The 12,714-nt window shown below is 67.6% G+C and carries 12 protein-coding genes; 8 read left to right on the plus strand and 4 right to left on the minus strand.

Annotated features, from left to right (window positions below):
- Positions 1-9: 9 nt before the first annotated feature.
- The 6 genes from A7U43_RS12140 (at position 10) to A7U43_RS12165 (ending at position 6,531) form a co-directional block, all read left to right on the plus strand.
- Positions 10-1,041, plus strand: coding sequence for a LacI family DNA-binding transcriptional regulator (locus A7U43_RS12140; protein ID WP_067995237.1), 1,032 nt, complete (start codon positions 10-12; stop codon positions 1,039-1,041).
- A 125-nt stretch (positions 1,042-1,166) separates the two neighbouring features.
- Positions 1,167-2,153: a substrate-binding domain-containing protein gene (locus A7U43_RS12145; protein ID WP_067995240.1), complete on the plus strand. Its 987-nt coding sequence runs from the start codon at positions 1,167-1,169 to the stop codon at positions 2,151-2,153.
- Between the two features lie 28 nt (positions 2,154-2,181).
- The gene (locus A7U43_RS12150; protein WP_067995243.1) at positions 2,182-3,240 is read left to right on the plus strand and encodes an ABC transporter permease; all 1,059 of its coding nucleotides are present in this window, start codon (positions 2,182-2,184) and stop codon (positions 3,238-3,240) included.
- Positions 3,241-3,244: 4 nt separating this feature from the next.
- Positions 3,245-4,063: an ATP-binding cassette domain-containing protein gene (locus tag A7U43_RS12155; protein WP_067995246.1), complete on the plus strand. Its 819-nt coding sequence runs from the start codon at positions 3,245-3,247 to the stop codon at positions 4,061-4,063.
- 96 nt (positions 4,064-4,159) lie between these two features.
- Entirely contained in the window at positions 4,160-4,633 is a 474-nt protein-coding gene (locus tag A7U43_RS12160) for an SRPBCC family protein (RefSeq protein ID WP_067995249.1), read from the plus strand.
- A gap of 605 nt (positions 4,634-5,238) precedes the next feature.
- Positions 5,239-6,531 (plus strand): hypothetical protein, encoded by a 1,293-nt coding sequence (locus tag A7U43_RS12165; RefSeq protein WP_067995251.1) that lies wholly within the window; start codon positions 5,239-5,241, stop codon positions 6,529-6,531.
- Between the two features lie 64 nt (positions 6,532-6,595).
- Here the strand turns inward: A7U43_RS12165 and A7U43_RS12170 are convergent, their stop codons facing one another.
- The 4 genes from A7U43_RS12170 to A7U43_RS12185 are packed head-to-tail and all read right to left on the minus strand — an operon-like array spanning position 6,596 to position 10,639.
- Positions 6,596-7,576, minus strand: coding sequence for a Gfo/Idh/MocA family protein (locus A7U43_RS12170; protein ID WP_067995253.1), 981 nt, complete (start codon positions 7,574-7,576; stop codon positions 6,596-6,598).
- A complete protein-coding gene (locus A7U43_RS12175) occupies positions 7,573-8,445 on the minus strand; it encodes a sugar phosphate isomerase/epimerase family protein (protein ID WP_067995256.1) in 873 nt (290 codons plus the stop codon). The genes A7U43_RS12170 and A7U43_RS12175 overlap by 4 nt, the downstream gene beginning before the upstream one ends.
- Entirely contained in the window at positions 8,442-9,485 is a 1,044-nt protein-coding gene (locus A7U43_RS12180; protein WP_067995261.1) for a Gfo/Idh/MocA family protein, read from the minus strand. The genes A7U43_RS12175 and A7U43_RS12180 overlap by 4 nt, the downstream gene beginning before the upstream one ends.
- A complete protein-coding gene (locus A7U43_RS12185; protein ID WP_156525899.1) occupies positions 9,482-10,639 on the minus strand; it encodes a phytanoyl-CoA dioxygenase family protein in 1,158 nt (385 codons plus the stop codon). Before A7U43_RS12185 ends, A7U43_RS12180 begins: the two co-directional genes overlap by 4 nt.
- 78 nt (positions 10,640-10,717) lie before the next feature.
- Between A7U43_RS12185 and A7U43_RS12190 the strand changes: the two genes are divergently transcribed.
- Together A7U43_RS12190 and A7U43_RS12195 are read left to right on the plus strand one after the other, a co-directional pair.
- Complete coding sequence (locus A7U43_RS12190; RefSeq protein ID WP_067995267.1) at positions 10,718-11,719, plus strand: LacI family DNA-binding transcriptional regulator; 1,002 nt, start codon at positions 10,718-10,720, stop codon at positions 11,717-11,719.
- A gap of 129 nt (positions 11,720-11,848) precedes the next feature.
- Positions 11,849-12,694 carry a PfkB family carbohydrate kinase gene (locus tag A7U43_RS12195; RefSeq protein ID WP_197500002.1) on the plus strand — a complete coding sequence of 282 codons (846 nt, stop codon included), beginning with the start codon at positions 11,849-11,851 and terminating at the stop codon, positions 12,692-12,694.
- The last annotated feature ends 20 nt before the right edge of the window (positions 12,695-12,714 follow it).

The raw sequence follows: 12,714 nt of genomic DNA on the forward strand, positions 1-12,714 counted from the left end.
AATTCCGGTGTGCAACGACGCCCGACGCTCGAAGACGTGGCCACGCGCGCCGGTGTGTCGCGCGCGCTGGTCTCGATCGTCATGCGCGATGCACCGGGTGCCAGCGAGTCGACGCGCGACCGAGTGCGCCGCGCCGCCGACGAACTCGGGTACCGGCCCGATCACCGGGCGCGCAGGTTGCGCCAGCTGCGCACCAAGCTCATCGGCGTCACCTTCACTGCCGGCCAGGAGTTTCACGCCGATCTCGTCGACGGTGTCTACGTCGCGGCCGAAGAGCTCGGCTATGACGTGGTGCTCAGTGCCACCACCCCGCACCGCGACGAGGATCGCGCCGTGCGCACGCTGATCGATGAGCAGTGCGAGGGCCTGGTGTTGATCGGCCCGGAGGCGCCGGCGCGGAGCCTCGCCGAGCTGGCCAAGCGGGTGCCGGTGGTGGTGCTGGCCCGCCGGGTGCGTGGCGTCGACGCCGTCCGCAGTGACGATGCCGCCGGCGCACTGCTCGGCACCCGCCATCTGCTCGGCCTCGGTCACCGCCGGATCGTCTATCTCGACGGCGGGCGGGCACCGGGTGCGGCCGAGCGGTTGCGGGGCTACCGGCGGGCGATCAAGGCTGCCGGGGTGCCCGAGCAGGTGCGCGCGGGTGGGCTCACCGAGCGCGACGGTGGCATCGCCGCAGCCGCGATGCTAGCCGAATCCGAGCTGCCCACCGCGGTGTTCGCCTTCAACGATCGCTGCGCCCTCGGCGTCATGGATGCCTTGATACGCGCGGGAATCACTGTGCCAGAACGGGTATCGGTGCTCGGATTCGATGACAGCCCGCTGGCTGGGCTGGCCCACATCGACCTCACCACGGTGCGTCAGGACGCTCATGGCCTGGCGTCGGCCGCGGTGGGGCACCTGGTCGGACGTCTCGACGGCCCGGGTGTCGTCGCCGCGGCGGTGGATGTGGTGTGCGAGCCGACGTTGGTGGTGCGCGGGTCGACCCGCGCCCCCGGGCATTGTCCTGCGGAAACCGGGTCGACAAATGACTTGCAGTCCTAATGTCAGGACAAAGTCTTGACTTTCCGGTGTGAGCCGTATTACAGCGACTCTGCAGGCGTAGCGTCCGGCACTCGGCCCACTGGGCCGACGCGGATGGCACGGCGATCTCGATACGAGGAGAAACAATGGCGTTGAAGCGGCTCGCAGTATTCGCCGGAGCCGGCGTAATGGCGTTGAGCATGGTGGCGTGTTCGTCCGGTGGCGGCAAGCAGGACGGCGCCGGCGAGGGTAGCGGCGGTGGAACCGTCGACACGCCGCGCATGACGATCGCGATGATCACCCATGAGGTGCCCGGTGACTCGTTCTGGGATCTGATCCGCAAGGGTGCCGAGGCGGCCGCCAAGAAGGACAACATCGAGCTGCGCTATTCCAACGACCCGGAGGCGCCGAACCAGGCCAACCTGGTCCAAAGCGCCGTCGACAGCGACGTGGACGGCATCGCGGTCACCCTGGCCAAGCCGGACGCCATGCAAGCGGCGGTGAAAGCCGCGGGCGCCAAGAACATTCCGGTCGTGGCCTTCAACGCCGGGATGGATGCCTGGAAGCCCATGGGCGTCAAGGAGTTCTTCGGCCAGGACGGCCGCATCGCCGGCCAGGGGGTCGGGGAACGCCTGACCCAGGAAGGTGCCACCAAGGCGATCTGCGTCATCCAGGAACAGGGCCACGTCGACCTGGAGGCGCGCTGCGCCGGGGTCAAGGAGACCTTCCCCGCCACCGAGATCCTGAACGTCAACGGCAAGGACATGCCCTCGGTGGAGTCCACCATCACCGCCAAGCTGCAGCAGGATCCGGGTATCGACTATGTCGTCACTCTGGGTGCGCCGTTCGCGCTGACGGCGGTGCAGTCGGCGCAGAACGCGGGCAGCAACGCCAAGATCGGCACCTTCGACACCAATGCCGCTCTGGTCGAGGCGATTCAGGGCGGTGACGTTCAGTGGGCGGTGGACCAGCAGCCCTTCCTCCAGGGCTACCTCGCCGTCGACTCGCTGTGGCTGTACCTGAGCAACGGGAACGTCATCGGCGGCGGTCAACCGACCTTGACCGGTCCGGCGTTCATCGACAAGTCCAATATCGAAGCGGTGGCCGAGTACGCAAAGGGCGGCACGCGCTGATGTCCGCTCGCGCGACGGAAGGAATGTGATGACTACTCAAGAGGCGCTCGAAGTCGCCAACCACACCGTGGTGCGTGACGAGCGCGTCAAGGAACGAAATCGTCTGCAGCGTTTCCTGATCCGGCCCGAGATGGGGGCCGGTATCGGGGCGATCGGGATCTTCATCGCGTTCTTCGTCGTCGCGGCCCCCTTCCGGGAGGCGTCTTCGCTGGCCACCGTGCTCTATGCCAGCAGCACCATTGGCATCATGGCGTGCGGTGTCGCGGTGCTGATGATCGGCGGCGAGTTCGATTTGTCGGCCGGCGTGGCGGTGACGTTCAGTTCGCTGGCGGCCTCGATGCTCGCGTACAACCTGCACCTCAACCTGTGGGTCGGGGCGGCCTTGGCTCTGGTGCTGGCGCTGTCGGTCGGATTCCTCAACGGTTTCCTGGTGATGAAGACCAAGATCCCCAGCTTCCTGATCACGCTGAGTTCGTTCTTCATGCTGGCCGGGATCAACCTCGCCGTCACGAAACTCGTGGCGGGACAGGTCGCTACGCAAAGTGTCAGCGATATGGACGGCTGGGACTCCGCGCAGAAGGTGTTCTCCTCGACGATCACCGTGGCCGGCGTCGGCATCCGCATCACGGTGATCTGGTGGATCCTGTTCACCCTGGTGGCGACGTGGGTGCTCTTCAAGACGAAGATCGGCAACTGGATCTTCGCCGTCGGCGGCGACGCCGAAAGTGCCCGGGCCATCGGCATCCCGGTGACGAAGGTCAAGATCGGGCTGTTCATGTTCGTCGGGTTCTGTGCCTGGTTCGTCGGCATGCACCTGCTGTTCGCGTTCAACACCGTGCAGTCCGGTCAGGGCATCGGCAACGAGTTCTTCTACATCATCGCCGCTGTCATCGGTGGCTGCCTGTTGACCGGCGGTTACGGCACCGCAGTCGGCGCCGCCATCGGCGCGTTCATCTTCGGCATGACCAACCAGGGCATCGTCTATGCGGGTTGGGACCCGGACTGGTTCAAGTTCTTCCTGGGCGGCATGCTGCTCTTCGCGGTGATCGCCAACAATGCCTTCCGTAACTACGCAGCGAAGAAGTGATCTGATGACCGCAACAGTGGAATCCCCCAGCAACGAGGCCGCCGCGGACCGCAAGGTGCCGCTGGTCGAGCTACGCAATGTCGGGAAGTCCTACGGCAACATCACCGCGCTCAAGGACATCAGTCTGCGGGTACACGCCGGCCAGGTGACCGGCATCCTGGGCGACAACGGTGCGGGCAAGTCGACGCTCATCAAGATCATCGCGGGCCTGCACCAGCAGACCGAGGGCGAACTTCTGGTCGACGGTGAGGCCACGAAGTTCTCGTCGCCGGCCGATGCGCTGGGCAAGGGGATCGCGACGGTGTACCAGAACCTCGCCGTCGTTCCGCTGATGCCGGTGTGGCGCAACTTCTTCCTCGGGCAGGAGATCCGCAAGAAATCGTTCCCCTGGTCGTTGGACGCCAACGCGATGCGCGCCACCACCTTGGCCGAGCTGTCCAAGATGGGCATCGAGCTGCCCGATGTCGACGCGCCGATCGGGTCGCTGTCAGGTGGACAGCGCCAGTGCGTGGCGATCGCGCGGGCCGTGTTTTTCGGGGCGCGGGTGCTGATCCTCGACGAGCCGACCGCCGCGCTCGGGGTCAAGCAGTCCGGCGTGGTGCTGAAGTACATCACGGCCGCCAAGGAGGCCGGCTTCGGCGTCGTGTTCATCACGCACAACCCGCACCACGCGCACATGGTGGGAGATCATTTCGTGCTGCTCAACCGCGGGCGGCAGAAGCTGGACTGCACGTACGACGAGATCTCGCTGGAACACCTCACCCAGCAGATGGCCGGCGGCGACGAGCTGCAGGCCCTCTCACACGAACTCGGGCGCAAGTAACCCGAGTCGGCGCCGCACGGCTACTCGGGGCCGCGCCGGTTTCGTGCCTTGTGCTCGACGGGTGTAGCCGGGGCGTGAGTCGGGTATCAGGCCACGATGACTCCGTCGACGCTCAAGACAGAAGACGCAGGACCCCAGGCCGTCAGCCGCAGCGTGCAGGTGGCCGCGCCCGCCGCGGCGCTGTTCGAGCAGATCGCCGATCCGCACCGGCATCACGAACTCGACGGCTCCGGGACCGTGCGCGATGCGCAGGTGAAGGGGCCGCACCGGCTGGCCGCGGGAGACAAGTTCACCGTGGCCATGACCCAGTACGGCGTGCCGTACAAGATCACCTCCACGGTCACCGCCATCGAGGAGAACCGCGTCGTGGAATGGCAGCATCCGCTGGGACACCGCTGGCGCTGGGAACTCACCGACGTCAGTCCCGCCACCACGAAGGTCACCGAGACGTTCGACTACTCGACGGCCAAGGTGCCCTTCGTGATCGAACTACTCGGGTATCACAAGAAGAACGCCGAGGGCATCGAGTCCACGCTGACGGGCCTGGCCGAACGCTACGAAACGCACTAGCACCCTCCGAGCCGCGTGCGTCTGTCAGAAGGTGGACGCACGCGGCTCGTCTGTGTGACCAAGGCTCCTCGCAGGGCGGTGTCGGGTGAAGTCGCGGGCACTGTCATCAGTTTGCCGATATTTACGTCCAGGTTAATTCGTGGTGGATCAGTGGAGTGCTCGCGGTCCGTTGCCGGCTTCCCGTCGAAAGTCGCTGCTCCTCAGCAAACGTCGAACCCGTCCGTGCGGTGTGCCGACTCCACCAATAGGCATGACCTGGGAATATTGCGATAACAAACAGGTGCAACGGCGACGGGCTTCCTGGGACGCGAGTGCCGAAATCGTGATCGGTCGCTTTGCGCGTCGCGGTTGCTCGCGCGAACGATGTTGCACGGCAATCGGATCGCGCGGGAATGAAAACGGGCTCGGCGGGTGTTTGCCGCGCTGCGTGGCACCGATTCGGCATGGCGGCTTCTTTACGTAAAGCGCTCACTTGTCAACTTACTTCTGAGTAAATTACTGGCCGTTCATAGGTGTGGGCACATCAGAGGAGGATCCATGCATGCAGCAGTAAGGCCGTATCTGGCAACCGGAGTCGCATTGGTGGGGCCGCGTCCATCGCGATCATGCCCCTTCAACCGTCGAGCCCGCCGGTCCCCGTTCCGGCGCTTCCGGCCATCTCGTCGCAGGCTTTCACCCTCACCGCGCAGACCAACCCCATCGCACTGTGGGCGGGCGTCTTCAATGACGCGATCGCCAATGCGGGCGTGCTGGGCGAGGACCTGCTCTCCGACCCTGCCCCGATCATTCGTCAACTACTCAGAAATCAGATCGGCTACCTGGGCACCGCGGTCGGCGCCGGAAAACAGATCGTCGACGGTGCGGTTCAGTACCTGACGCCGAGCAACCCGCTGAGTCTCCCGGCCGGTATCGAGAAGGCAGTCGGAGAGTTGAAGTCCGGCCTCATCGCGGACGCCTTCATCACGCTCTCGGGGACGTTGATCACCACGCCCATCATGATGGTTCTCGGTCTTCCGTTGGCGGGCTCCGGCCTGCTCGACGTCCCGGTCAAGATGGCCCAGAACTTCGCGAATGTGGTTGCGACGGCGCTGTCGCTCACCACGGCATTACCGCTGCTGTCGAGTGCGCTGGGTCCGGTGATCGGTGCCGTCGACAGTTTCGGTGAATCGGTGCAAGACGTCGTCCGGGCCTTGGCGAGCGGTCGGTTGGTCGAAGCGATCACCGCTGCGATCAACATTCCGGCGCAACTGACATCGGCGGTCCTCAACGGCTACACCGATGTTGCGGGGTCCTTCTATCCGGGTCTGCTGTCCTTCAGCGACGATCCGCTCAGTGGCGGGCTGGTCCAGACGTTGCTGGTCTCGATTCCCCGGGCCATCGCCCAGGCCCTCGGCGCTGCCCCGGTCGTCGAGCCGGCGGGTGCCGCTGCCCGCGACGCGGTCGCGGCGCTGCCCGCCGCGTCGGCGCAGGTGGTCACGCTGAGCGTCGCGGCAGACGAAAACCCCGCGGTGGCAGATGAAGTCGACGTATCGACCAGTGGCGCGGTGCCGGGTGCCGCCGATCCGGTCGAGGTGCAGGCGCCCGTCGCGGTGCCGGACCCCGAGCCCGCCGCGGAGGTCGACGGCGCTGATATCGCCGATGACATCAGCGCCCCCGAGTCCACCGACGAGGTGACCGAGCACAGCGAACCGAAGGCCGACGGGGCCGCATCCGCGGATCCGGGTGCCCTCGACGTCGAGGCAGAGGACGCCGAGGTCGCCGAGGCGGAGGACACCGAGGTCGCCGACGCAACGATCACCCCGGCGCTCCGCGGCGCCAAGAGCGCCAAGAGCGCCAAGGACGGCGTACGCAGCGCCGCCGGTCCTCGCACGGCAAAGCGCATGTCCGCGCGGGGGTAACGGGTCGCGTCGGGGTTGACGGCGCGGGCCCCCGGATCCACTCAGGGGCCCGCGTCGGTCACCGCTATCTCGGCTCGAGCCCGGCCGCCCGGTACGCCGCGTCCACCAGTGCCATGTTGGCCACCGCGTCATCGACCCCGAACGGCAGCGGTGTGCCGCTCTGCACGTGCGCGGCGAAGGCCTCCAGCTGATGGCTGTAGGACGGCCGGGTGCCGTGATGCTCGACGGTGGTGCCGCCGGCGGTGGTCAGGGTCAGCCGGTCGTCTGCGGCGGGGTGGATGAAATCGTGCACGAAGGCCTCACCGGCGCTGCCGATGATCGTCAACGTGAACGAATAGCCGGGCGCCACCATCGAATTGGTGGACAGTCCGGTGGCGCCGTTGGGGAACTCGAGCTCGACATCGCAGCGTGCGTCGACACCGGGGGAGCGCAGTTCGGCGCGCGCCCGGGTGACGGCCGGATCGCCTAACCCCAGGCTGCCCAGGCTTCGCATGATGTGCAGGCCGTAACAGCCGAGGTCCATCAGCGCACCGCCGGCCAGATCCAGCGACCAGCGCGGATCGTCGTCGCCGGGTGCGGGCATCGCCATCCGGACCTCGACCCGGCGGATCTCACCGAGCTCACCGTCACCCGCCATCCGGAACGCCCGGCGGGTCACCGGGTGGAAGAAGTAATGGAATCCCTCCAGCACGGGCACACCTGCCGCCTCGGCGGCTCGGGCCACCCGAACTGCCTCGGAATGGTCGCGGGCAAAAGGCTTCTCGCTCAGCACCGGCTTGCCCGCCGCGATGGCGGCGAGATTCCACGGCGCGTGCAGGGCGTTGGCCAGCGGGTTGTAGATCACGTCGACCTGCGGGTCGTCGATGACGTCCTGGTAGGAGTCCAGCACGCGCTCGACGCCGTACTTGTCGGCGAAGGTCTCGGCGCGGCCGCGGTCCCGGGCCGCCACGGCCACCAGGCGGTGGCCGAGTTCGACCGCGGGACCGACGATCGCCACCTCCGCGATCCGGGACGCGCCGAGCACCCCGATGCCCAGTGGGCTCATCCGGTCACGCTGTTCAGATAGGCCACGCTGGCACGCACATCGGCCAGCGGTCCGTCACCGTCGGGCGCACCGTCGAGGATGGTGTCCTGTTCCATCACGAACCAGCCGTTGAAGCCGTTGTCGCGCAGCACCGAAACGATGCCCGCGATGTCGACATCGCCGGTTCCCAGCGGCGTGTACATCCCGGCCTTGACGGCGTCGGTGTAGCTCAGCTCGCCGGATTGCACCTTGGCGGCCAGCGCGGCATCCACATCCTTGAGGTGGGTGTGCGCGATGCGCTGCGGTACCGCCTTGGCCAGCTCCAGCGGATCGGTGCCGCCGATGAGCAGATGGCCGGTGTCCAGGCACAGCGGAATCGACGTTCCGGCCAGCACCCGGTCCACCTCGGCGCGGGTTTCCACCATGGTGCCCACGTGCGGGTGCAGGACCGCGAGCAGACCCCGCTCGGCGACGATCCCGGCCAGCCTGTCCAGATTGGTGAGCAGGGTGGCCCATTGCGATTCGTCGAGCACCGGCCGCGAATCGTAGCCGTCGGCGCCGGTGGCGGCGGCCAGCACCACCACGCCGGCACCCGCGGCCACCAATGAATCGAGGGGTCCGGCAAGGTCGTCGGCCGGATCGTGGTCGGCCTGGTGCAGCACGACCGGCACGAAGCCGCCCACGCAAGCGAGCTCATGCCGCGCCAGCACGGATTTCAGCTCGTCGGTGTCGGTGGGCAGGAATCCCTCCGGCCCGAGCTCGGTGGCGGTCAGCCCGACACCGCGCATCTCGGTGAGCACCCGGTCGGGTTCGAGTTGGAAACCCCAGCCGGGGACCTCGCACACCCCCCAGGAAATCGGGGCTCCGGCAATCTTGATCGCGGCGCTCATGCGTGGCTTACCTCCCTTGTAACCGACTCTTTGACCGACTCGAGTGCCACCGGGGCGCCTCGGCGCAGCGACTCGGTGGCGGCTTCGGCCAGCCAGGCCACCTCGACGGCGTCGGCGACGGTCGCGCCGCGGACCGGTCCGCCCTCGGCGACCTCGACGAAACCGGCCAGCTCGGTGCGGAACGCCTCGGTGAAGCGGTCCATGAAGAAGTTGTGTGCCGGGCCCGACGGGAAATCCGATGGATCGGCAAAGCGCGGGTCCGTGTTCCGCAGCGGCACACCGTGATCCCAGCCGGCGGCGACACTGTCGGCGAAGCCGTGCACCTCGAGGCGGCAGTCGTAACCGCGGGCGTTGTACCGCGCGTTGGAGACCACACCGAGTGCGCCACCGTCGAAACGCACGACGACGGCGGCCGAGTCGACATCGCCATACTCGGCGAACAGCGGGTCGCCCTGCACCGTGCCGGTGGCATACACCTCGACGGCGTTCTGTCCGGTGATCCAGCGGATGATGTCGAAATCGTGGACGGCGCAATCCCGGAAGATGCCCCCGGAGCCCTTGATGTAGTCCATCGGCGGGGGAGCGGGGTCCATCGTGGTGCTCCGCACGGTGTGCAGGGTGCCCAGCGTGCCCGCGTCGACCGCGGCCTTGGCCGCGGCGAAGGCCGCATCGAAGCGGCGCTGGTAGCCCACCTGCACCGGCACGCCGGAGCGGTTGATGATTTCGGCGACCCGGGCACTCTCGGCGGCGGTGGAGGCGATCGGTTTCTCGCAGAACGTCGGGATACCGCGCTGTACGGAGGCCAGCGTGAGTTCCGCGTGGGCGGGCGTGGCCGCGGCCACCACCACGCCGTCGACACCCGAGGACAGCAGCTCCTCGACCGAGCCGACGGCCCGGGCGCCGTGCTTGGCGGCCACCGATGCGGTCACGTCGGCGCGTTCATCGGTGATCACCAGCCCGTCGACTCCGGGCAGCCCGGCGAGGGTTTCGGTGTGGAATGCGCCGATGCGGCCCAGTCCGATCACGCCGATGGTGGTCATGGGGTTCTCCGTTCGTCTTGTGCGTCCAGTACTGCAATGAGTCCGTCGAGTTCGAGTCCGTCGGCCAGGGCGGCCAGCACGGTGTCGACCTGACTGGGCGGGGCGAGGCTGCCGATCGGTTGATCGCTGTCCAGGTTGGTCGGGAAGGCGTAGCCCTCGGCGGCGGCGTTGACGATGTTGACCAGGTCGGCGGCCGGCCGGCCGGACCGCCGCATCCGCAGCAGCGTCGGGTACAGCGCCTTGACCATGGCGGTGCGATCCAACGATTCCATCGCGCGACCGAAGGGCGACGAGATCTGCAGCAGGTTGGCCATCCGGCGGATATCGGACGACGTGTTCTGGCCCGCACCGTGATACAGCGCCGGATTGAAGAACACCGCATCACCCTTGCGCAGCGGCACCTGGACATGGTGCTCGGCGAAGAACCCGATGAACTCCGGCCGGTAGAAGGCGATATAGCCGGCCGCGAAACGCTGTGAATACGGCAGCAGCATCGTGGGCCCGCTCTGGCGTGGCATATCGCAGTGGGCGACCGCGCCCTGCAGCGTCAGCGTCGCGGACATCCGGTGCAGGTGCGCCGGGTAGTGCGCCAACTGGTCGGTATCGACGAACCCGAGGTGGTAGTCGCGGTGTGGAACCTGCGCGGCGCCACCGGGATTGACCACGTTGACCTGAGAGGTGACCTGGTAGCGCGGGCCGAGCCAGGCCTGTGACACCAGTGCAAGGGTGTCCGCCGCGTAGTACTCGGCGAACACCTCGGGGGCATGCAGTGCGAGTTTTTGCGCGGCGTTCCAGACCCGGTCGTTGGCGCCGGCCGTGCCGAAGTGGTCTCCGGTCGCGCCGCCCTCGGCGCGTTGGGCGGCGATGATGTCCTCGAACGCCGCCGACGCGCGGTCGGTGACCGCCTCGTCGAACGCCCCCTCGAACACCACCACGCCGGGCCCCTCGGTGAATGCGCGGATCAACTCCGACTGCACCGCTCGACGATCGGCGGACGCGATGCCGGCGGCCGAATACACCACGACGTTGTGCCGGACGTCGGTGGCGTGCGGGTAGTCGGCCAGATCGGTCTCGCGCAGCACCTGGCGGCGGAACTCAACGAGATCGCAGTCGGACTCGGTGATCCAGCCGGAGGCGGTGAGCGAAGCGGGCATGGCGGTTAGTCTTGCTGTGATATCGACCGCAATCAACAGCAAAAAGCCATCAAAAAAACCTCATCACGGAGGGGCGGCATGCACCGGTACAAGGTCCGCGAGATCGCCCAGCAGTGCGGGCTGAGCGAGGCAACGGTGGACCGGGTGCTCAACGGCCGGCCCGGGGTCCGGGAGAGCACCCGGGCCGAGGTCCGCCAGGCCATCGCGGATCTCGACAAGCAGCGCGCACAGCTGCGGCTCAACGGTCGCCGCTACCTCATCGATGTGGTGATGCAGACCCCGCAGCGGTTTTCCGACGCGTTCCGGGCGGCGGTCGAGGCCGAACTGCCCGCCTTCGCCCCGGCCGTGCCGCGAGCCCGATTCCATCTGTGGGAATCGGGCTCGGCGGCTCAGACCGCCGAGGCGCTGGCCCGCATCAAGGGCAGCCACGGAGTCATCCTCAAGGCGCAGGACGAACCGGAGGTCGCCGACGCCGTGAACCGGCTTGTCGCATCCGGTGTGCCGGTGGTCACCTACACCACCGACGTGGCCAACAGCGATCGCTGTGCCTACGTCGGGATCGACAATCACGGTGCCGGGCAGACGGCGGCGTTCCTGGTGGACCAGTGGTTGGGTCAGCAGCCCTCTGCCGTGTTGATCACGTTGAGTCGCACAGTATTCCGCGGGGAGGGTGAACGCGAGGTCGGCTTCCGGTCGGGGCTACGCGGTTCCGGGCGCCAGATCGTGGAGGTCAGCGACAGTGACGGTATCGACGCCACCAACGAACGACTGGTGCTCGACGCGCTGCAACGCCATCCCGAGATCGGGGCCGTCTATTCGCCGGGCGGCGGGAACACCGCGACCGTGCGGGCCTTCGAGAGCCTCGGCAGAGCCTGCCGGGTTTTCGTGGCCCACGACCTGGATGCCGACAATCGCGCGCTGCTGCGCGCGGGCAAGCTTTCGGTGGTGCTGCACAACGATCTGCGGGCCGATGCCCGGCTGGCGATCCGGGTCATCCTGGCCCAACATCGGGCCCTTCCCGAAGAACCGGTGCGGCCCACTCCGGTCCAGGTCATCACGCCGTACAACCTGCCCTCGTGATGACCGGTACCACCCGGCGGTCGCTGGGGAATCGCTGAAAGCGGGCAGCGCCGACTACCATTTCGGCGCACGGCCACGTCAGCATGTGCCGACGACAGGACAAACCACAAGCAGGGGAATTCTATTTTGATGGCGCCAGAGCTCGTCCCGGGCGTGACAGTGCTGGGGAACCTGGCCATCGATGTCATCAACGGAGCCCCGCCCAGCCCGGGCGGTTGCGCCTCGTTCGCCGGGGTGGCACTGGAAGCCGCGCCCGGTACCGCGCACATCGTGGCGATGGGTGAGCAGCAGCACCACGAGCTCTTCGACCCGGTGCTCGAGCGGTTCGGCTCGCTGGTCCGGCTGCTGCCGTCCGAAGCCACCAGCGGATTCAGCCTGGATTACGACGACACCGACCACCGGCACATGGCGGTGCAGGCGATCGGGCCGGTGTGGACGCCGCGCGATATCGACGCCGACGACCCCCGCACCACCTGGATCCACCTGGCCCCGCTGCTGCGCACCGACTTCCCGGCCGAGACGTTGGCGCACCTGGCGGCCCGGGGACACCGGATCGCCTACGACGGGCAGGGCCTGGTCCGCGCGGACCGCGTCGGCCCGCTGGTGCTGGACCGGCATTTCTCACCCGAACTCCTGCGCCACCTCGATGTGCTCAAGCTTGCCGAGGACGAGGCCGTCATCGTCGCCGACGGTGCGTTCGACCTGGCGACGGCCGAGGCGCTGGGAGTGCCCGAGATCCTGGTGACCTACGGTTCGGAAGGCTGCGACATCTACAAGGACGGCGCCGTGGTGCGGGTGCCGGCGGCGTGGCGGGTGATGGACGTGCAGACGACCGGCGCCGGCGACATGTTCACCGCCTCCTATGTCGCCCACCGCGCGGCGGGCGCCGATCCGCGCCGCGCCGTCGAGATCGCCAGTGAGCTGGTGGCAAGGGAGTTGCAGAAGCGGGTCCAGGTCCGCTCGGCGCCGGCGTAACCGCTGGTTGAAACGATCCA

The sequence above is a fragment of the Mycobacterium adipatum genome, assembly GCF_001644575.1.
Classification (GTDB): domain Bacteria; phylum Actinomycetota; class Actinomycetes; order Mycobacteriales; family Mycobacteriaceae; genus Mycobacterium; species Mycobacterium adipatum.

Bases quoted from the DNA above. Each gene is read 5' to 3' on its own strand.
- A7U43_RS12145 (WP_067995240.1), top strand. From the start codon at position 1,167: ATGGCGTTGAAGCGGCTCGCAGTATTCGCCGGAGCCGGCGTAATGGCG.
- A7U43_RS12150 (WP_067995243.1), top strand. From the start codon at position 2,182: ATGACTACTCAAGAGGCGCTCGAAGTCGCCAACCACACCGTGGTGCGT.
- A7U43_RS12155 (WP_067995246.1), top strand. From the start codon at position 3,245: ATGACCGCAACAGTGGAATCCCCCAGCAACGAGGCCGCCGCGGACCGC.
- A7U43_RS12160 (WP_067995249.1), top strand. From the start codon at position 4,160: ATGACTCCGTCGACGCTCAAGACAGAAGACGCAGGACCCCAGGCCGTC.
- A7U43_RS12165 (WP_067995251.1), top strand. From the start codon at position 5,239: ATGCCCCTTCAACCGTCGAGCCCGCCGGTCCCCGTTCCGGCGCTTCCG.
- A7U43_RS12170 (WP_067995253.1), bottom strand. From the start codon at position 7,576: ATGAGCCCACTGGGCATCGGGGTGCTCGGCGCGTCCCGGATCGCGGAG.
- A7U43_RS12175 (WP_067995256.1), bottom strand. From the start codon at position 8,445: ATGAGCGCCGCGATCAAGATTGCCGGAGCCCCGATTTCCTGGGGGGTG.
- A7U43_RS12180 (WP_067995261.1), bottom strand. From the start codon at position 9,485: ATGACCACCATCGGCGTGATCGGACTGGGCCGCATCGGCGCATTCCAC.
- A7U43_RS12185 (WP_156525899.1), bottom strand. From the start codon at position 10,639: ATGCCCGCTTCGCTCACCGCCTCCGGCTGGATCACCGAGTCCGACTGC.
- A7U43_RS12190 (WP_067995267.1), top strand. From the start codon at position 10,718: ATGCACCGGTACAAGGTCCGCGAGATCGCCCAGCAGTGCGGGCTGAGC.
- A7U43_RS12195 (WP_197500002.1), top strand. From the start codon at position 11,849: ATGGCGCCAGAGCTCGTCCCGGGCGTGACAGTGCTGGGGAACCTGGCC.